This is a genomic window from Rahnella sp. RFA10(1/100), from assembly GCF_004195115.1.
GTDB classification, from domain to species: domain Bacteria; phylum Pseudomonadota; class Gammaproteobacteria; order Enterobacterales; family Enterobacteriaceae; genus Rahnella; species Rahnella perminowiae.
The window spans coordinates 418,957-437,723 of record NZ_SEWR01000001.1; the positions used below are offsets into that span (position 1 = coordinate 418,957).

Below are 18,767 nucleotides of genomic sequence, written 5' to 3' on the forward strand. Positions count from 1 at the left end.
TATTCTTAATGAAATGGCGTTTCAATATTTTAAAATTGTTTTTTGATAAAGTTGAATATTCATCACATGTATTAAATTAAGCGGGGTTTTAGAAATAAACTCAGGCAGTTATAAATATATTTAAAATGTGAAATATGAAAGGGGGTTCTTCATCTGGCTGCCAATTAATGATTTTTTTTGTCATTATAATCAAGGCAATTAAATAACAATGACAGGCATGAACAGATAGCTGCAATGCGTAGTTCTGAAACACAATCGCCGGATCGCGCTTTTCTGGTGTCTGGTCCGGCAGAGACGGAAACTTCACCCACTCATTTGCCAGCCTGACAATGTGCGCTATATGCCGCGATAAACTCTCCGGCAATCGCCACGGCAATTTCGGCCGGGAGTTTGCCGCGTACATCAGGCAACCCCACCGGGCAACGCATTCTCGACAGTTGTTGGTCAGAAATCCCTTTACCGGTTAAGCGGTAATCAAAGCGTTTACGCTTGGTCTGTGAACCAATCAGCCCGAAATAGCGAAAATCCCCCCGTTTCAGAATGCGTTCGCTCAGGGCGAAATCCAGTTGGTGATCGTGCGTGAGCACCAGAAAATAACTGTCAGCGGGCATCTGCGCCACCGTACCCTGCGGTTCGTCGTCCACGATGCAGGTAATTTGCGGGTCCACCTGTGGCGGAAACTCACTGGCGCGCGCATCCACCCAGGTAATACGGCAAGGTAACGTGCTGAGGATATTCACCAGTGCGCGCCCGACGTGGCCTGCACCGTAAACCACCACATGCGGTTGCCGTTGCCCGAGCGGTTCGAGTAACACAGAAGCCATACCTCCGCAGCATTGTCCGAGACGTGCTCCTAATGAAAATCGCTCAAAGCGACTGGTACTGGCGCCCTGTTGCAGCATTTCACGGGCAATGGCCGTGACCTGAAACTCAAGGTTACCGCCCCCCAGCGTATAAAATTGCCGGCTGGCGGTGATCAGCATTTTACTTCCGGCATCACGCGGCGTGGAGCCCTGATTCTCTACCAGGGTCGCCACCACACACGGCTCCCCGCGACTTTGCAGATCATGTAAACAGGTTACCCAGTCATCAGTACGCATAAGAACCTCCTTCAGCCGGCAACTTTTAGGGTGGTGGTAGCGATATCTGTGACAACGTCACCGTTAAAATGCAAGTGATTCACCGCGTTAAGCACTCTCTCCGGCGTGGCAGGGGCATCAAGCTGGGGATGCACCCGGTAATCAGCCAGGCTGGCAACCGCATCTTTAATCGCACACCAGACGGAGATCCCAAGCATAAACGGCGGTTCGCCCACCGCTTTGGAATGGAAAACGGTATCTTCGGGATTCTTGCGGTTCTCTACCAGTTTCACGCGCAGATCCTGCGGAATGTCGCCAATCGCCGGAATTTTGTATGCCGCCGGACCACTGGTCATTAAGCGCCCTTTGTCGTTCCACACCAGTTCTTCCGTGGTCAGCCAGCCCATACCCTGCACAAATCCCCCTTCCACCTGACCGATATCAATTGCCGGGTTCAGCGAGTCGCCCACATCATGCAGAATATCAGCCCGCAACAGTTTATATTCACCGGTTAAGGTATCGACCAGCACTTCCGCGCAGGCCGCGCCGTAGGAAAAGTAGTAGAACGGATGTCCGGCGGCTTTGCTGCGATCGTAGAATATTTTCGGTGTTTTGTAATAACCGGTAGCCGACAGCGGCACCTGATTCAGCCAGCACTGTGTCGCGACCTGCTCAAAGCTGAAATACTGATTTTTAACCCGCACCTGACCGTTGCTGAAGATAATGTCAGTGTCCTGCACATCATGGACACGCATCAGCATCTCCACCATGCGCCCTTTAATGATTTCCGCCGCGTTTTGCGCGGCCTTACCGTTGAGATCAGCGCCGGATGAAGCCGCAGTCGGTGAGGTATTAGGCACCTTGCCGGTATCGGTCGCGGTGATCTGAATACGGCTGATATCCACCTGAAATACCTCAGCAACTACCTGCGCGACCTTAGTGTTCAGCCCTTGTCCCATTTCGGTGCCGCCGTGGTTGAGCTGAATACTGCCGTCGGTATACACCAGCACCAGTGCGCCCGCCTGATTGAGAAAACTGGCAGTAAATGAAATACCGAATTTCACCGGCGTCAGCGCCAGGCCTTTTTTCAGATAAGGATTGCTGCGGTTAAATTTAGTGACAGCGTCACGTCTTGCTGTATATTCCGCACTGTCTTCCAGCTGTTGTGTCATCTCCTGCAGCAGGTTTTGCCCGACAGGCTGGTGATAATGCGTGATGTTGCGGTTTTCCTGACCGTAGTAATTATTTTTACGCACCTTCAGCGGATCCATCCCCAGTTCACGGGCGATGTGATCAACGATATGCTCAATCGCCACAATGCCCTGCGGACCGCCAAATCCGCGATAGGCCGTGTTTGATGCCATATGGGTTCTGCAGCGATAACCGGTGATCAGCGCGTCGCCAAGGTAATACGCGTTATCAGAATGAAACATGGCGCGATCGACAATCGAACCGGAGAGATCCAGCGAATACCCGCAGTTGGCCGCCAGTTTAATGTCGATACCGTGAATAACCCCGTCATCAGTAAAACCCACGTCATAGCTGACATGAAAAGGATGACGCTTGCCGGTGATCAACATATCGTCCTGACGTGACAACCGCATTTTTGCCGGACGTCCGGTAAGATGCGCCGCCAGAGCGGCAAGGCAGGCCGCGCCCGCTGCCTGTGTCTCTTTACCTCCAAAACCGCCACCCATGCGCCGCATATCGACCACGACTTTATGCATCGGTAAATCCAGCACTGAGGCCACCAGTTTTTGCACTTCAGTCGGGTGTTGCGTCGAGCTGTATACCAGCATCGCGCCGTCTTCGCCGGGCATCACTGAGGCGATCTGCGTTTCGAGATAAAAATGCTCCTGACCGCCAATTTCCAGCTCGCCCTGTAAACGGTGCGGCGCACAGGCCAGCGCCATTTCCGCATCGCCACGTTTATGTTGGTGAGGTTCCTCTACGTAATGTGCCTGTGCCAGCGCCTGCTTCACCGTCAGTATGGCCTCACGCTGCTGATACTCCACTTTTGCCAGCGCTACAGCAGCACGGGCGGCCTGGGCAGAAGTTGCGGCGACGACCAGCACGATCTGGCCGACATACTCCACGCAGCCCTGCGCCATCAGCGGATCGCCATGGGTCAGGGGCGCAATATCAAGGTTACCGGGCACATCTGCGGCAGTCATGACCCGCACCACGCCCGGTACGGTGTAACAAGGTTCGGTATCGATATGTAAAATACTGGCGTGCGCATGCGGGCTGAGCAGCGGTACCAGATGCAACTGATTGGGGAACTCCAGCCGGTCATCAACATAAACGGCTTCACCGCTGACGTGTTTATCCGCGCTTTCGTGTTTCTGACTTTTGCCCACCCCGCTCTGCAACCCGGTGCGGAACAACATTTCCATCTCAACCTGAGAAAGTGATGGTTTGGATTCAGACATAATGAGTTACCCGCATCAGTGTTTCAGGAGAAGTCATTTCAATATGGCAGCGGCGCAGCAGATTTTTCGCCACCTGCATGCGATATTCGCGGCTGGCACGGAAATCACTGATTGGTGTGAAATCCCGTTCCAGCGCCTGGCAGGCCCGCTCGATGGTTGCCGTCTGCCACGGCTGTCCGAGTAACTGCGCTTCACAGCCACTGGCCCGTTTCGCCACTTCCGCCATGCCACCGAACGCTACACGGGCATGCACCACTACGCCGTTTTGCACGTCAATATGCAACGCCGCGCAGACCGCAGAAATATCGTCTTCCAGCCGTTTCGACACTTTATAAACCCGTAACTGGCCTGCCACCGGCGTGTTGCGGGGAATGCGGATTTGTTCGATAAATTCGCCTGGCTGCAACGCCGTTTTACGGTAACCGAGGAAGAACTGGTCGAGGGGTAATTCCTGCCGTTCAGTGCCACGACGCAGCAGCAATGACGCCCCCAGCGCCAGCAATACCGGGCCGCCGTCACCGATGGGCGATGCATTGGCGATATTGCCGCCAAACGTGCCCTGATTCCGAATTTGTTGCGAGGCAAACCGCTCAAGCAGTTCGCCAAATTGCGGGTACTCACGCTGTAAAACCCGTTGGCATTCACTGAGCGGTGCCGCCGCGCCAATATGAATAGCCTGACCGGTCAGCGTAATCGCTTTGAGCTCAGGGATATGCGCGAGCGAAATCAGCTTCGGTATCTGCTGATAACGCTGAGTCACTTCCAGCGCCAGATCGGTACCGCCCGCGACCAGACGGGAATCCGGTTGGGCAAGATAACGTTCGGCCAGTTCATCAATACTCACCGGCTGTTCAGTCGCCGAAATCGCCGCGAGTTTATCCAGCGTTTGCCGGGCATCAGCATCAAACTGATCGGGCTGAGGCGATTCGCAGATTGCCTTTGCCGCCGCCATGATGGGCCGGTAACCGGTGCAGCGGCAAAGATTGCCGGAAAGCGTTTCCTGCACACCTTCAACCGTAAAAGCGGGTTTGTTTTTCTCCATCGCAAAAAGCGACATCACGAAACCCGGTGTGCAGAAACCGCATTGCGAGGCGTGATTATCAACCATCGCCTGTTGCACATGATGCAGCGCGCCATGATGTCTGAGATCTTCCACGGTGATCAGTTGCTTGCCATGCAGCGCAGGCATAAATGTCAGGCAGGCGTTAACCGTGCGGTAGACCAGCTGATCGTCCTGCTTTTCTGCCAGCACCACCGTACAGGCACCGCAGTCCCCGGAGGCACAACCTTCTTTGGTTCCACAACGCCCCGCGTCACGCCGCAGATAGTGTAATACTGTCGTGTCGGCTGGCAGATTTTCCGTGTGGATCCTGCCGTTCATCAGAAATTGGATCATGCGCAGTCTCCTTTCTTACAGCCGTTCAGTATCAGGGTCGTTACCTCATCAATAATGTGCTCACGCGCCTGTATATCACCCTGGAAATCACCGTACATATGCTTCACCTGCACGGCAAAGTCGGCGTAATACTGCGTCAGCGCCCAGATATGCATGATGAACAGACGGGCATCCAGTGCGCGGATTTTTCCCTGCACAATCCACTGATGGATCAGGTTCTCTTTGCCAAGAATATTCTGCGAAGCCTGAGGCCAGTATTTATGTAAATAATGACCACCGCCAAGCACTTCACTGGTAAAAATGCGCGACAGTTCAGGCTGGTCAAACGAGAAATTCAGCTTATTGCGGATATAGCGGCTTAGCACGGCTTCCGGCTCGCTGAGTGACGGGTCGAACTGAATAATGTCGCCCCAGGCTTTCAGCACTTTCTGCAAGAGTTCTTCGTAAAGTTCCTCTTTGCCTGCGATGTAATAGTGCAACTGGGCTTTTTTGATCCCCGCACGCTGCGCGATCGCCTGCGTGGTGGCACCCTGAAAACCTTTTTCGCTGAATTCTGCAATGGCCGCCGCATGGATATTCTCCAGCGTACGCTCACGTGCGAGACGGACTTTGCCGCCGGTATCACTGTTCATCATGCTGAAAGTACCTCCTGCTGAGCATCCCGTACATAAACCGGTTCGCCGTCAACGTAGGTGCAATACACATTGCGGTCATCTCCCAGCGTCATCAGCACAAACAACTTTTCAGCCAGCGTTTCACTGTTGGCGGCACGTAATTTTTGCAACGCACTGACACCCGGTTCGAGCACCACAAAATCCGCTTCTTTACCGGTATTAAAGTTGCCAATTTTATCGTCGAGATGCAGTGCCCGTGCCCCGCCGAGGGTGGCGTGATAGAAGGCTTCGAATGCAGACAAACGGTAGCGCTGAAGCTGTCCGACTTTGTAAGCTTCCGACAGGGTTTCCAGCATATTGAATGTGGTACCCGCACCGACGTCCGTACCCATGCCGACGCGGATTTGTTTCTGCCAGGATTTCTGTAAGTTAAACAGACCACTGCCCAGAAACAGATTAGACGTCGGGCAAAAAGCAATGGTTGAATCTGTATCGTGCAGGCAATCCCATTCGCTGTCATCCAGATGCAGACAGTGCGCAAACACGCAACGTTCGCCGGTCAGCCCGTACTGGTGGTAAACGTCAAGATAATGCTGATGATCAGGATGCATTTCTTTCACCCATGACAGTTCGGCGACGTTTTCGCTCAGATGGGTATGCATATACACATCGGGGAATTCCTGCTTCAACAGCCGCACTCTTTGCAGCAGTTCCGGTGAAGACGTTGGTGCAAAACGCGGTGTAAGGGCATAGCTCAGGCGCTGGCGGTTATGCCAGCGCGCAATCAGTCCACGCGTATCCCGTTCACTTTCTTCAGGGGTTTCCAGCAGGCCGGCGGGCGCATTTTTATCCATCATCACTTTGCCGGCCACCAGCCGCATATTGATGTCGGACGCTTCTTTAAACAAGGCGTCGACGGATTGCGGATGGACGGTGCCGAACACCAGTGCGGTGGTGGTGCCGTTAAGCAACAACTGGCTGATGAAGAATTTTGACATGCGCCTGGCGTAATCCGCACAGTGATATTGTTGTTCGGTCGGAAAGGTGTAGCGTGTCAGCCATTCAAGCAACTGTTCGCCGTACGCGCCGATCATTTCAGTTTGCGGATAGTGAATATGGGTGTCGATAAAGCCCGGGACGATCAGCTTATCGCGATAATCATCAATGTCCAGAACGGCAGTTTTGCGTGCCAGCGCCAGCTTGCCTTCACCTTCCTGCCAGCTTCCCAGCCAGACGATGGTGCCACCGCTGAGCAACATCAGGCCGTCTTCGATATAACGCACCTGCGCTTCACACTCTTCCGGTTGTAATACCGGCTCACGAATATCGAAGAAATTTCCGCGTACGGCGCGGGTGATGATCTGACTCATGGCATTTACCTTATCTGCAACGTTCTCGTTCACAATTGATAACAGAACTTTTGCAAATCTCATGCCAAACCTGACCATCTGGTCAGATTAATGAGTCAGACCGGATGGTCAGAAACCCAGTCAAGGTACCTGAATATCGTTACTTCAAAAGCACTTCATATTGCGGATTGAATTCGTCAAATATCGGCAGCGCGGCGGCACCCAGCGCAGGTGTGTCGCTGCCGGACATGCCGAGACGAATGCGCGCACTTTGCGCATAGCGGCTGCGCACTGAATTATACAGCGGTGTCAGGCGCTTAATTAGCTTTTCTACCAGCGGTTTCGGCATGGTTCCGCCGATAATGACGCTCTGCGCGTCAAAAACACATTCCATAATATTGATGGCCTGCAACGCGGGTTCGATGGCGGTATCCAGCCATTTATCAAACACCTTCTCACCGACGTTCAGCAGGTCCTCTGGCATGGCGGTCATCGGATCCAGGCCACAGGCTTCGTAGGCCGCCTGTAACGAAACATAGCGCTCCAGACACCCTTTGTTACCGCAATAGCATTCGCGACCGCCTGGTTGCACCACAATGTGGCCGACTTCGCCCGCATTGTGTGCATGACCGGTGTAAATCCGCCCGTCGGTGAAAATGCCTGCACCCAGTCCGGTACCAATATAGAGATACACAAACGACGATAATTGCTTGGCAATACCGTGAAAACGCTCGCCGATTGCGGCCACTGTCGCATCGTTTTCCAGCGTCACCGGCCAGCCGGTCGCGGCACTTAAACGCGCTTCAATATCAACATCATCCCAGCCATGCAACGTGGTCGGCCCTTGTGAGGAAATCCCTTCCACACCAAACGGACCCGGCATCACCACGCCCATTCCTAACATTTTTCGCCAGTCAATTTTCACCTGTTGGCGCATTTCTTGCAGCACCTGATCGATAAGAGCCAGCGTGGGCTCTGGCTGCGGTTTCTGCACATGGATCAGTTTGCGAAAACGAACGGTTCCGGTCAGATCCACCAGCACAGTCAGCAGCGACTGATGATCAAGATGGATGCCTATTGAATAGGCGCTGTCAGGATTGAGTGTCAGTGGCGTTGCTGGCTGACCACGCCCTCCCGCGCGGCGCGGCAGGTGGGAAGAGAGAATTCCCGCCTGTTCGAGCTCGGTGGCAATGTTGGAGACGGTTTGGGGAGTGAGCGACGTCAGCCGGGCGATTTCAGCCCGGGTCAGTTCACCGTTAAGGCGAATGGCTTCGATCACTACCCGACGATTGTGAGCACGGGCGTGCTCAAGATTGGTGCCAGAAGTTGTTATCACATCCCTCTCCACGGTGAAGACCTTGCGGGCAGTATGTGGCCAGTGAATACAGCAATCAAATTGATTTTATAAATTACAGAAGATGAATATGACGGTGGCATCACAGCTTTGAATGTTATTGGCATGTTAATAATAATCGCCAGTCACTATTGAGATTTGAATCATCCGTGTAGCACACGTTTTATACCCAAGATAATTCGGGTTGCAGGAAGGCGGCAAGCGAGTGAATCCCGATGAACTGACATAAGTCAGTGATTCGGGTGATGGAGCGCAGCCAACGCATCAGCAGCCCGAAGTATGAAGGGTAAATCCGGCAGGGACGCAGGGACTGGCAGAGTTATGCCTTCCCATTTTTTTTAGCCGATTAAAGCAATCAAATTGATTTAATAAACTTCACCCTGTTTTGGAGAATGACGATGAGCTTACGATTTACCCCTGCGGCCACCCTGTGCGCCCTCTCTGCCCTCACCCTGGGATATTCCGTCAGCGCGCTGGCAGAAACCACGCTCAGTGCCCTGTTTATGACTCAGGCGGCCTACAGTGAAGCGGATATCCGCGCAATGACCGCTGATTTCACAAAGCAGCATCCGGATATCAAAGTGAATCTGGAATTTGTGCCGTACGAAGCGCTGCACGATAAAATCGTTGCCGCACGCGGTGCCGGTGATAAAGGCTATGACGTGGTGCTGTTCGATGCGATCTGGCCGGCTGAATTTAACAAATACGGCCTGTTGCAGGATGTCTCGGCGCGCATTCCGGCTGAAGAAAGTAACAAGATCTTTGACGGTGCAATTTCCACCGTGACCTACAAAGACAAACGCTGGGGTATGCCGTGGATCCTCGACACCAAATATCTGTATTACAACAAAGCTATGCTGGCCAAAGCCGGGATCACCACCCCGCCGGCTACCTGGGCTGACGTTGAAAAACAATCTGAAATTCTCAAAGAAAAAGGCATCGTGAAATACCCGCTGGTCTGGAGCTGGTCACAATCCGAGGCACTGCTGTGCGACTACACCACGCTGGTGTCCGCATTCAAAGGGGATTTCTACAAAGACGGCAAGCTGAACTTCACCAATTCCGGCGCAATGAAAGCCATCAATTACATGAAAGAGACGCTGGATAAAGGGCTGACTAACCCGAATTCACGCGAGTATCTGGAAGAAGATGTGCGTAAATCGTTCTCCAACGGCGACGCGGCTTTCGCCCTGAACTGGACCTACATGTACAACATGGCCAATGACCCGAAACAAAGCAAAGTCGCGGGTGACGTGGGCGTCATTCCGGCGCCGGGAGAAATCGCGGGCGGCGCATCCGGCGTTAACGGGTCGATGGGACTGGGCATTGCCAAAGCCAGCGCACATCCGGATCAGGCGTGGGAATACATCAGTTATATGACGTCGCAACCGGTACAGAACAAATACGCCAAACTCAGCCTGCCGATCTGGAAATCCTCTTATGAAGATCCGGCGGTGCAGAAAGATCAGGAGCAGCTGATTGCAGCGGCGAAAACCTCGCTTAATGTCATGCTGTCACGCCCGGTCACCGCCGATTACTCCCGTTTATCCAATATATTGCAGCAAAATATTCAGGCGGTATTGCAGGGTAAAACCCCGGCACAGGACGGTATGGAAGCCGCAACCAAAGCCGCCGATCGTTTACGGTAAGTTTTTCGCCAACACTATGATTAAGCCCGCCGGGTTTCGTCCCGGCGGGCGTGGGAAAACCGAATGCTGACTTTACCCCAACGCGAGAAACGTCAGGCCTGGCTGCTGCTTGCCCCTATGCTGCTGATGATGTTCTTACTGACCGCCTGGCCGCTCGCCCGTACATTCTGGCTCAGCTTTACGGATGCCGGATTAATCGGCGATGGTTCTGCCCCCAACTGGGTCGGCAGCGAGAATTTCATCTATGCACTGACGGATCCGGATTTTCGCGCCGCACTCTGGCGGACGCTCTACTTCACTGTTGTCTCGGTGGTTATTGAAGGCATCATCGGCGTGCTGGTGGCCCTGTTACTGAACCAGCCCTTTTGGGGACGCAGCGCCCTGCGCGTGCTGGTGATTTTACCGTGGGCATTACCGACTATCGTCAACGCCACTATGTGGCGGCTGAACTTTAACCCGGATTATGGCAGCATCAACGCCCTGCTTTCTCAGCTCGGGCTGATTGATGCCTATCGCAGCTGGCTCGGAGACCCGGCTTCGGCGATCAATGCCGTGATGTTTGCAGACATCTGGAAAAACTATCCGCTGATCACTCTGCTGGTGCTGGCGGCATTACAAACCATCCCGGAAGATTTATTCGAAGCCGCCCGGCTCGACGGCGCTTCGGCTTTCCGTCGTTTTCGGAAAATCACCCTGCCGGCGATTGCCGCCCCTCTGGCGGTGGCGCTTGTGCTGCGTACCATCGATGCCTTTAAAATCTTCGATATCATTTATGTCATGACCCGTGGCGGACCGCTCGACAGTACCAAAACCGTCAGCTTCTTTGTTTATCAGGAATCCTTCAGCTATTTGCGTGCCGGCAGCGGTGCCGCGTACGCCATTCTGATGACGCTGATCTGCGCCCTGCTGATCATGATTTACATGGTGATGTTAGTGCGCCAGCGCCGTTCAGGGAGCAGTGAATGAAACAGAAAATCCGGCTCGTTTTACGCTACTTCGCGGCGCTGGTTCTGGCCGTCTCGATCCTTGCCCCGCTGCTGTGGATGTTCCTGATGAGCGTCAGCTCAGCGGAAGATCTGACCCGTATTCCGCTGGAGTGGTTGCCTCGTCACTGGGATTTCAGCCGTTATAGCCGTCTGCTGACCTTACAGGCCGGGACGCCCGGCGTACTGTTCCTGCATGCGCTCGGCAACAGTGTGCTGGTCGCCTGTGGCGCCACGCTGGTGTCGTTGTTACTGGCGATACCGGCGGCGTACAGTTTCTCCCGTTATCCTGGGCGCGACGGCTGGCTGTTTGGCAGCCTGGCGATCTACATGGTGCCGCCGGTAGCATTTGTGTTGCCGCTGTATTTCATCCTGCAACAGCTGACACTGCTGAACACCCATGTCGGGCTGATTCTGGTGTATTGCTCAATGATCCTGCCGTTCCTTACCTGGATGTTGAAAAATCAGTTTGACGCGCTGCCGGTGGATATCGAACAGGCATCGCGCCTTGACGGGTTGCGTTACTGGCAGGTGTTGCTGCGTATCACCTTGCCGCTGGCCAAACCGGCGCTGGGTGCCTCGGCCATGTTTGGCTGGCTGCTGGCCTGGGATGAATTTTTCTACGCCCTGCTGTTTACCAATAATATCGATGCCCAGACGTTACCGGTGACCATCGCCGGATTCACCGCCGGGCGCGCCACCGACGACGGTCTGATTGCCGCAGTCGGGATCCTTGCGGCCATTCCGCCGCTCTTTATTGCGCTCTGGCTGCAAAAAACCATGGTCAGCGGGTTAACCGCCGGCGGCAGCAAAGGCTGAATATGAACACCAGGGAATTCTCATTAATGACAACCAAACCTCAGACCCGCGCCACGCTGTATGTCACGGGCAATATTAACGTCGATTTGATCATGAGTACGCTGCATGAATGGCCGAAAAAAGGCACGGAGGCGATGCTCGAAAGCAGTTCATTGCGCCCGGGCGGTTCAGCGGGAAACTGCGCGCTGGCGCTCTCTGCGCTCGGTTCTCCTTTCCGGCTGGTGGCGAATCAGGGCAATGACCAGTTCAGCGGCTGGCTGGCGGGTATGTTTCCGGAAAGCGCATCGCGCTGGCCAACCTGTGACTGCGAAACCTCACTGACCTTTGGCGTGACGCATCCTGATCACGAAAGAACATTCTTCAGTAATCAGGGGCATATCGTGCGCCTGTCCATGCAGGACGTTCTGGGGCAAATCCCAGAAACGGCTCAGGACGGAGACTGGGTATTACTGTGCGGTACCTGGCTGTGTACCGCGCTGTATGCTGACTATCCGCAACTGCTGGCACAACTGAAACAGCGTGGTTACCAGGTGGCCGTCGACAGTGGCTGGCCGCCGGAAGACTGGAGCGATGCATTGCGCGAACAGGCAGCACAATGGCTGCCGTTCTGCGATGCACTGTTGCTCAATGAAGTGGAAACCCTCGGGCTGGCGGATGCCGTCACGCTGGATGTCGCCGCGCTGACGTTACTGGAACAGATGGCGGACAACGCTTTTTGCGTGGCGAAATGCGGACCGGATGGCGCACGTTTGTGGGCAAACAGCCTGACGCTGCATCAGCATGCTGAACCGGTCGGGGTGGTCGATACCATTGGTGCCGGAGACAGTTTTAATGCCGGATTTTTATCCGCGCTGATTTATGGCCTGCCGCCTGCCACGGCGCTGCAATGGGGAGTTCGCGTTGCCGGTTGTGCCATCAGCAGTTCCCCGCGCCGTTATCCTGACTGGCAATCGCTTTTTGGCCTTGTGGAGAAAATCTAAATGGCTCTGGTAGAACTGGTAAAAGTCGCCAAACATTATGGCAAAGTACAGGTGCTGAAACCGCTGGATCTGACCATCCCTGACGGCAGTTTCACCGTGCTGGTCGGCCCCTCGGGCTGCGGAAAATCTACCTTACTGCGCCTGCTGGCCGGTCTGGAATCCCTGTCTGATGGCGATATTCTGCTCGATAAAAAGCAGATCAACAATTTCGACCCCGCCGATCGCGATATCGCGATGGTATTTCAGAGTTACGCGCTGTATCCGCATCTGACCGTGGCCGAGAATATGGCGTTCCACATGCAGGTGAAGAAAGTGCCTAAAGCCGAGCAGCAGGCCAAAGTACAACAGGCCGCAAAAGTGCTGGGTATTGATCACTTACTGAAACGGCTGCCGAAAGATTTGTCCGGCGGGCAGCGTCAGCGTGTGGCAATGGGTCGCGCGCTGGTGCGTAATCCAAAAGTATTTTTGTTTGACGAACCCCTGTCCAACCTCGACGCACAGTTGCGCATGGAACTGCGCGCCGAAATCAAGTCTTTGCATCAGCAGTTCCGCACCACTACCGTTTACGTGACGCATGATCAGGTTGAAGCCATGACACTGGCCGATAATATCGTGGTAATGAAAGACGGTTTTATCGTGCAACAAGGCGACCCTCTGTCGATTTACGACAAACCGGTAAACACCTTTGTGGCGCGGTTTATCGGCTCACCGCCCATGAACCTGCTCAGCGGTGTCTTCTGCCATGTTGACGGTCAGCCCGGTGTGAACTGTAATCAGTTGTGGTTCGCACTACCGGAGAAGTGGGCATTGCAGGCGCGGCATTCTGAGGGAGAACCTGTCACGCTCGGTGTGCGTCCGCATGATTTAAAACCGGTAGCGCACAACGCTCAACCCGCCGCCACATTACGATTGCTGGAAGTGACCGGAGAAAGCAGCCTGCTGCACATCGACTGGAACGGTTTCCCGCTGCACGTTCAGTTCGCCGGACGCGCCCGAGTCAGTGCCGGTCAGCCGCTGTATCTGGATGCTAACTGCGAGGCGATCCATCTGTTTGACGCGCAAACGGGTGAACGGCTGGTGGAAGATTTGAGGTAAAAATGACTCTCGAGGGAGATAAATGATGGAATACCGTCTGTTAGGCCGGTCTGGCCTGAAAGTTTCAGTACTCAGTCTCGGCACCATGACATTTGGTGGTCAGGGCAAATTTGCCAAAACCGGGCAAACTGACGTTGAGGCCGCAAAGCGCCAGATAGGATTATGTCTTGATGCAGGGGTTAACCTGTTCGATACCGCCGATGTCTATTCAGGCGGTGAATCGGAAGTTATTCTCGGTAAAGCGCTGGGCAGTAAACGTCACGACGTACTGGTTGCCAGTAAAGCCCGCTTCCCGATGGGCGAAGGCCCGAACGACCGGGGTTCGTCACGTCATCATATTCTGCGCGCCTGTGAAGCCAGCCTGAAGCGGCTGAATACAGATTACCTTGATCTGTACCAGTTGCATGAATGGGACGGCCTGACACCGCTGGAAGAAACGCTGCGGGCGCTCGATGATCTGGTCAGCAGCGGCAAAGTGCGTTATGTCGGTGTCTCCAATTTCTCTGCCTGGCACGTGATGAAAACGCTGGGTGTAGCGGACGCTAATCACTTCATCCGTCCGGTCAGTCAGCAAATCCATTACACCCTGCAGGCACGTGAAGCTGAATATGAGTTGCTGCCCGCCGCGCAGGATCAGGGGCTGGGCGTACTGGTCTGGAGTCCGCTGGCAGGCGGCCTGCTTTCCGGTAAATATCGCCGTAATCAGGCAGCACCCGAAGGTACACGCCATCTGGCCGACTGGGGTGAACCGCCGGTGCGTGACGAAAGTGCTCTGTATGACATAGTCGATGTGCTGGTAGATATCGCCGAAGCACGTGGCGTTTCTGCGGCGCAAATTGCGCTGGCGTGGCTGATTGCCCGTCCGCAGGTAACATCGGTCATTGTCGGCGCGCGCAACGACGCACAGTTACAGGATAACCTGCTCGCCGCCGGTTTAACCCTCAATAACGAAGAAATTGAAAGACTTAATAAAGTCAGCCAGTTGCCTTTGTTGTATCCTTACTGGCATCAGGCGCAGACCGCACCGGATCGCTTGTCTGCGGCGGATTTATCGCTGATCGCGCCCTATCTGAAGAAGTAACTGCAATAAAATGATACGCACTGAGACCGGTTAACTCTGCCGGTCTCGTTATTTTTGTGTTAATACTTAAAGAGTTTCTTTAGTGGGCCTCGTGCACACCTTGCTTTAAAACAGAGGAATACCGGGATGATTATTTTTGTTACCGGCGCAACTGCCGGATTTGGTGCTGAAATCGCACGTAAGTTTGTTAAAGAAGGTCATAAAGTGATTGCCACCGGCCGCCGTAAAGAGCGTCTGGATGACCTGAAAGCCGAACTGGGAGATGCGTTGTACGCGGTTGAACTGGACGTGACTAACCGTGCTTCTATTGAAGAGGCTATCGCCAGCCTGCCTGCTGACTGGCGTAACATTGATGTTCTGGTTAACAACGCCGGTCTGGCTCTCGGTCTGGAAAAAGCGGATAAAGCCTCGCTGGAAGACTGGGACAAAATGATCGACACCAACACCAAAGGCTTGGTGTACATGACCCGCGCCGTGCTGCCGGGCATGGTGGAACGCAACACCGGTCATGTGATTAATATTGGTTCCACCGCAGGCAACTGGCCTTATGCGGGTGGCAATGTGTATGGCGCAACCAAAGCGTTTGTCCGTCAGTTCAGTCTGAACCTGCGCACCGACCTGCACGGCACTCATGTTCGCGTCACTAACATCGAACCGGGCCTGTGCGGCGGGACTGAATTCTCCAACGTACGCTTTAAAGGTGACGATGAGAAAGTCAGTAAAACCTACGACAATACGAATCCGCTGACCGCAGCCGATGTGGCCGAATCCGTATTCTGGGCATCCACCCTGCCGGCGCACGTCAACATCAACAGCATCGAAATGATGCCGGTCAGCCAGTCTCTCGCGGGTTTACAGGTACATCGCGAAGAGTGATATTGCTTGCTGATTGACAAAAAAGCAGCTCCGGCTGCTTTTTTTATTATCTGCACGTTATCAGTGCCTGCAAAAAAGGCGCGGCTATACTGCCCGCGCCCCCTTTTATGCTGATGACTGACGTAACGATTACGCGCTCAGCCAGCCCAGTTTAATCACGAACAGAATCGACAAGACGATAAGCGCTGCGTTCAGTTCACGTGCACGGCCGGTCAGCAGTTTTGCCAGCGTCCAGGTGATGAAGCCAAACGCGATGCCGTTGGCGATGGAATACGTGAACGGCATGGTCAGCGCAGTCACGGTAACCGGCGCTGCCACAGTGATGTCTTTCCAGTCAATTTCAGCCAGGCCGGACGTCATCAGCACCGCGATGAACAGCAGAGCCGGAGCCGTTGCAAAGGCCGGAACGCTACCTGCCAGCGGAGCGAAGAACAGGCTCAGCAGGAACAGGATTGCGACAACAATCGCCGTCAGACCGGTACGGCCGCCTGCGCTTACGCCTGCCGCTGATTCGATGTAACTGGTGGTCGTTGAAGTTCCGAGCAGTGAACCGAACAATGCAGCCGCGCTGTCCGCCACCAGTGCACGGCCCATTTTAGGGATGTTGCCATCTTCGTCGGCCAGACCGGCACGTTTGGTCACGCCAATCAGGGTGCCGGAGTTGTCGAACACATCCACGAACAGGAAGGCAAACACCACGCTTATCAGAGAAACGTTAAACGCGCCTTTGATGTCCAGTTGCATGAAGGTTGGCGCAATCGAAGGTGGCATCGACATCACGCCGCCGAACGGTGAGTAGCCGAGCACAATGGCCAGAACGGTCACGGCCAGCACGCCGATCAACACCGCGCCGGTGATTTTACGGGCTTCCAGCACCACAATCAGAATGAAGCCCAGCATCGCAAACAACGGACCCGGCTTGGTCAGATCGCCCAGACCCACCAGTGTTGCCGGGTTAGCGATCACGATACCGGCGTTTTCCAGCGCAATCAGCGCGAGGAATAGACCGATACCCGCCGCAATGGCCGAGCGCAGAGGCAGCGGAATACTGCGGATAATCCATTCGCGGATTTTAAAAATCGATAATGCGAAGAAAATACAGGCTGAAAGGAAAACAGCACCCAGCGCGATCTGCCAGGTGTAACCCATATGCAGAACCACGGTGTAGGTGAAAAAGGCGTTTAACCCCATGCCCGGTGCCAGTGCGATCGGGTAGTTGGCAATAAAGCCCATCAGTGCGGAACCGATTGCGGCAGCAAGACAAGTTGCCACGAAAACCGAGCCTTTATCCATCCCCGTCGCGCCCAAAATAGACGGGTTAACAAACAGAATATAGGCCATTGCTAAAAATGTCGTCAGTCCGGCCACAATCTCAGTCCGCACGTTAGTACGGTGAGCTTTTAACTTAAATAGTTTTTCTAACATGAGAAAGAATCTCTTGGTCGCGTGATCACTTTCAGTCTGGTGATCAAAAATGCACGCTTGTTATTAGTGTTGTTTTTCAAAACACGCACGCGCGACAGCAGAACGAACGCCACAATTCGTCCCACAATTATCCCGTGGAATAAGGCACGCGAGCTTAAACGTGTTTTGACGAACCCTGTCATTGCCCGCTTTGCCTGTAAAACAACCTGAGGTGATTGTTTTACAAAGGGGCATCGCACAATCTAGGAAAAATGAGTGATGCAGTCCATAATAGTTATCTCACTTATTCACTGCATAAATTAGTACACCCATGTCCCCATTCTCCCGTTTTTCGCAATATTTTACCGAAGTCGCCCGAACAGGAAGTTTGCGCAAAGCGGCAGAAGTGCTGCACGTCTCAGCATCGGCCATCAACCGGCAAATCCTGCAGGCTGAACAAACGCTGGAAACTCCGCTGTTCGAGCGCTTACCCACGGGCCTGAAACTGACGTCAGCAGGCGAAATTTTATTTGATGACATCCGCCGCTGGCGGAAAGAGTTTTCCCGCACACGCGAACGTTTTGATGAAATCCAGGGGCTGCGGCGTGGGCATGTCACCATATCCATGATTGCCGCACTCAGTGAAGGCATGGTGGCGGAGCTGATTGCCGATGTGGGTGCAGAGCACCCTTATCTGACTTTTGATATCCGCATCGAAGACAGCCGGAATATCAGTGAACAGGTCAGTTCAGCGGAAGTGGATTTTGGACTGTTGCTTGACCCCGTCGAGCATACCGGGCTGGAAGTGCGCGCTTTTGCGGAATTACCCATCGGCATCGCGATGCCGGTCGGACACAAACTGTCGCAGCAGGAATCCTTGTCGTTCAGTGATATTGCCGCTTACCGGCAGATCATTCCCTCTGAGCCGCTGATGGTGAATGCCCGCGCCAGATTGCTGTATAACCGTTATCAGCTACTGGAAACGCCGTCGATCGTCTGCAATGACGTGCGCATGATGCGCGAACTTATCCGTAAAGGGGCCGGTGTCGGCGTACTGAGTTTGTTAGACGTATTGCCGGATTTACAGGAAAAGCGGCTGGCGTTTGTGCCGTTGCAGGGTCGCAGTGCCAAACCGCTGACACTGGCGCTGTGTGTTGCGCCACGCCGCCAGTTATCCCGTGCGGCACAGATTGTGATTCAGAAAGTGATTGTGCTGATGGAAAGATTGTCGCATTAACGCTTCAGGATGGTTTCCAGCCTGAAATAATGATCAGCATCCCCGCCAGGGCGACCAAAGCGCCCAGCCAGTCGGTGGTGCTGAGCTTCATGCCATCGACAAAGCGCAACCACAGCATGGCGGTCATGACATAAACACCGCCGTAAGCTGCATACACCCTGCCGCTGGCCGCAGGATGCAGTGTCAGCAGCCAGACAAAGGCTGCCAGACTGACCGCCGCAGGCAATAACAGCAGCATACTTCCCCCTTTCCTCAGCCAGAGATAAGGTAAAAAGCAGCCGATAATTTCTGCCAGCGCAGTCGCAAAGAACAGTAAAGATGTTTTGAGCATAACAGGGCCAGGTTTACAGTCCGTAGTTCAATAGGATATCAACCAGTTTACAGGCAAAAGGTGACGTCATTCAGCCGGATGTTATAAT

Annotated in this window: 16 protein-coding genes; 8 read left to right on the forward strand and 8 right to left on the reverse strand. The window is 54.0% G+C overall.

Annotated elements, in window-relative coordinates; genetic code table 11:
- Positions 1-311: 311 nt before the first annotated feature.
- The 6 genes from xdhC to ETV65_RS01800 form a co-directional block, all read right to left on the reverse strand.
- Positions 312-1,100, reverse strand: a complete 789-nt coding sequence (gene xdhC / locus ETV65_RS01775) for a xanthine dehydrogenase accessory protein XdhC (protein ID WP_129951290.1) — start codon at positions 1,098-1,100, stop codon at positions 312-314.
- Between the two features lie 11 nt (positions 1,101-1,111).
- The gene (gene xdhB / locus ETV65_RS01780) at positions 1,112-3,511 is read right to left on the reverse strand and encodes a xanthine dehydrogenase molybdopterin binding subunit (RefSeq protein WP_129951291.1); all 2,400 of its coding nucleotides are present in this window, start codon (positions 3,509-3,511) and stop codon (positions 1,112-1,114) included.
- Positions 3,504-4,907: a xanthine dehydrogenase small subunit gene (gene xdhA, locus ETV65_RS01785; RefSeq protein ID WP_129951292.1), complete on the reverse strand. Its 1,404-nt coding sequence runs from the start codon at positions 4,905-4,907 to the stop codon at positions 3,504-3,506. The genes xdhB and xdhA overlap by 8 nt, the downstream gene beginning before the upstream one ends.
- Positions 4,904-5,542 carry a TetR family transcriptional regulator C-terminal domain-containing protein gene (locus tag ETV65_RS01790; protein WP_129951293.1) on the reverse strand — a complete coding sequence of 213 codons (639 nt, stop codon included), beginning with the start codon at positions 5,540-5,542 and terminating at the stop codon, positions 4,904-4,906. The genes xdhA and ETV65_RS01790 overlap by 4 nt, the downstream gene beginning before the upstream one ends.
- Entirely contained in the window at positions 5,539-6,891 is a 1,353-nt protein-coding gene (guaD, locus tag ETV65_RS01795; protein WP_129951294.1) for a guanine deaminase, read from the reverse strand. The genes ETV65_RS01790 and guaD overlap by 4 nt, the downstream gene beginning before the upstream one ends.
- A gap of 139 nt (positions 6,892-7,030) precedes the next feature.
- Positions 7,031-8,203, reverse strand: coding sequence for an ROK family transcriptional regulator (locus tag ETV65_RS01800; RefSeq protein WP_205951560.1), 1,173 nt, complete (start codon positions 8,201-8,203; stop codon positions 7,031-7,033).
- A gap of 419 nt (positions 8,204-8,622) precedes the next feature.
- On the opposite strand from ETV65_RS01800, the gene ETV65_RS01805 reads away from it, so the two are divergent.
- The 7 genes from ETV65_RS01805 (at position 8,623) to ydfG (ending at position 15,707) form a co-directional block, all read left to right on the forward strand.
- Positions 8,623-9,873 carry an extracellular solute-binding protein gene (locus ETV65_RS01805; protein WP_129951296.1) on the forward strand — a complete coding sequence of 417 codons (1,251 nt, stop codon included), beginning with the start codon at positions 8,623-8,625 and terminating at the stop codon, positions 9,871-9,873.
- A 63-nt stretch (positions 9,874-9,936) separates the two neighbouring features.
- Positions 9,937-10,839: a sugar ABC transporter permease gene (locus ETV65_RS01810; protein ID WP_129951297.1), complete on the forward strand. Its 903-nt coding sequence runs from the start codon at positions 9,937-9,939 to the stop codon at positions 10,837-10,839.
- Complete coding sequence (locus tag ETV65_RS01815) at positions 10,836-11,675, forward strand: carbohydrate ABC transporter permease (RefSeq protein ID WP_129951298.1); 840 nt, start codon at positions 10,836-10,838, stop codon at positions 11,673-11,675. The genes ETV65_RS01810 and ETV65_RS01815 overlap by 4 nt, the downstream gene beginning before the upstream one ends.
- A 26-nt stretch (positions 11,676-11,701) precedes the next feature.
- A complete protein-coding gene (locus ETV65_RS01820) occupies positions 11,702-12,655 on the forward strand; it encodes a carbohydrate kinase family protein (RefSeq protein ID WP_129951299.1) in 954 nt (317 codons plus the stop codon).
- The gene (ugpC, locus tag ETV65_RS01825) at positions 12,656-13,750 is read left to right on the forward strand and encodes a sn-glycerol-3-phosphate ABC transporter ATP-binding protein UgpC (protein ID WP_129951300.1); all 1,095 of its coding nucleotides are present in this window, start codon (positions 12,656-12,658) and stop codon (positions 13,748-13,750) included.
- 25 nt (positions 13,751-13,775) lie between these two features.
- Positions 13,776-14,831: an aldo/keto reductase gene (locus tag ETV65_RS01830; RefSeq protein ID WP_129952113.1), complete on the forward strand. Its 1,056-nt coding sequence runs from the start codon at positions 13,776-13,778 to the stop codon at positions 14,829-14,831.
- Positions 14,832-14,957: 126 nt separating this feature from the next.
- Entirely contained in the window at positions 14,958-15,707 is a 750-nt protein-coding gene (ydfG, locus tag ETV65_RS01835; RefSeq protein ID WP_129951301.1) for a bifunctional NADP-dependent 3-hydroxy acid dehydrogenase/3-hydroxypropionate dehydrogenase YdfG, read from the forward strand.
- A 129-nt stretch (positions 15,708-15,836) separates the two neighbouring features.
- On the opposite strand, the gene ETV65_RS01840 is transcribed toward ydfG, so the two are convergent.
- A complete protein-coding gene (locus tag ETV65_RS01840; RefSeq protein WP_129951302.1) occupies positions 15,837-17,132 on the reverse strand; it encodes an NCS2 family permease in 1,296 nt (431 codons plus the stop codon).
- A gap of 310 nt (positions 17,133-17,442) precedes the next feature.
- Here ETV65_RS01840 and ETV65_RS01845 point away from each other — a divergent pair, with 310 nt between their 5' ends.
- On the forward strand, positions 17,443-18,348 hold the full coding sequence (locus tag ETV65_RS01845; RefSeq protein ID WP_129951303.1) for a LysR family transcriptional regulator: 906 nt from the start codon (positions 17,443-17,445) through the stop codon (positions 18,346-18,348).
- A gap of 4 nt (positions 18,349-18,352) precedes the next feature.
- On the opposite strand, the gene ETV65_RS01850 is transcribed toward ETV65_RS01845, so the two are convergent.
- Positions 18,353-18,679 (reverse strand): YnfA family protein, encoded by a 327-nt coding sequence (locus ETV65_RS01850; RefSeq protein WP_129951304.1) that lies wholly within the window; start codon positions 18,677-18,679, stop codon positions 18,353-18,355.
- Positions 18,680-18,767: the final 88 nt, after the last annotated feature.

Bases quoted from the DNA above. Each gene is read 5' to 3' on its own strand.
- ydfG (WP_129951301.1), top strand. From the start codon at position 14,958: ATGATTATTTTTGTTACCGGCGCAACTGCCGGATTTGGTGCTGAAATC.
- ETV65_RS01805 (WP_129951296.1), top strand. From the start codon at position 8,623: ATGAGCTTACGATTTACCCCTGCGGCCACCCTGTGCGCCCTCTCTGCC.
- ETV65_RS01810 (WP_129951297.1), top strand. From the start codon at position 9,937: ATGCTGACTTTACCCCAACGCGAGAAACGTCAGGCCTGGCTGCTGCTT.
- ETV65_RS01790 (WP_129951293.1), bottom strand. From the start codon at position 5,542: ATGATGAACAGTGATACCGGCGGCAAAGTCCGTCTCGCACGTGAGCGT.
- xdhA (WP_129951292.1), bottom strand. From the start codon at position 4,907: ATGATCCAATTTCTGATGAACGGCAGGATCCACACGGAAAATCTGCCA.
- ugpC (WP_129951300.1), top strand. From the start codon at position 12,656: ATGGCTCTGGTAGAACTGGTAAAAGTCGCCAAACATTATGGCAAAGTA.
- xdhC (WP_129951290.1), bottom strand. From the start codon at position 1,100: ATGCGTACTGATGACTGGGTAACCTGTTTACATGATCTGCAAAGTCGC.
- ETV65_RS01820 (WP_129951299.1), top strand. From the start codon at position 11,702: ATGACAACCAAACCTCAGACCCGCGCCACGCTGTATGTCACGGGCAAT.
- ETV65_RS01850 (WP_129951304.1), bottom strand. From the start codon at position 18,679: ATGCTCAAAACATCTTTACTGTTCTTTGCGACTGCGCTGGCAGAAATT.
- guaD (WP_129951294.1), bottom strand. From the start codon at position 6,891: ATGAGTCAGATCATCACCCGCGCCGTACGCGGAAATTTCTTCGATATT.
- xdhB (WP_129951291.1), bottom strand. From the start codon at position 3,511: ATGTCTGAATCCAAACCATCACTTTCTCAGGTTGAGATGGAAATGTTG.
- ETV65_RS01840 (WP_129951302.1), bottom strand. From the start codon at position 17,132: ATGTTAGAAAAACTATTTAAGTTAAAAGCTCACCGTACTAACGTGCGG.
- ETV65_RS01815 (WP_129951298.1), top strand. From the start codon at position 10,836: ATGAAACAGAAAATCCGGCTCGTTTTACGCTACTTCGCGGCGCTGGTT.
- ETV65_RS01845 (WP_129951303.1), top strand. From the start codon at position 17,443: ATGTCCCCATTCTCCCGTTTTTCGCAATATTTTACCGAAGTCGCCCGA.
- ETV65_RS01830 (WP_129952113.1), top strand. From the start codon at position 13,776: ATGGAATACCGTCTGTTAGGCCGGTCTGGCCTGAAAGTTTCAGTACTC.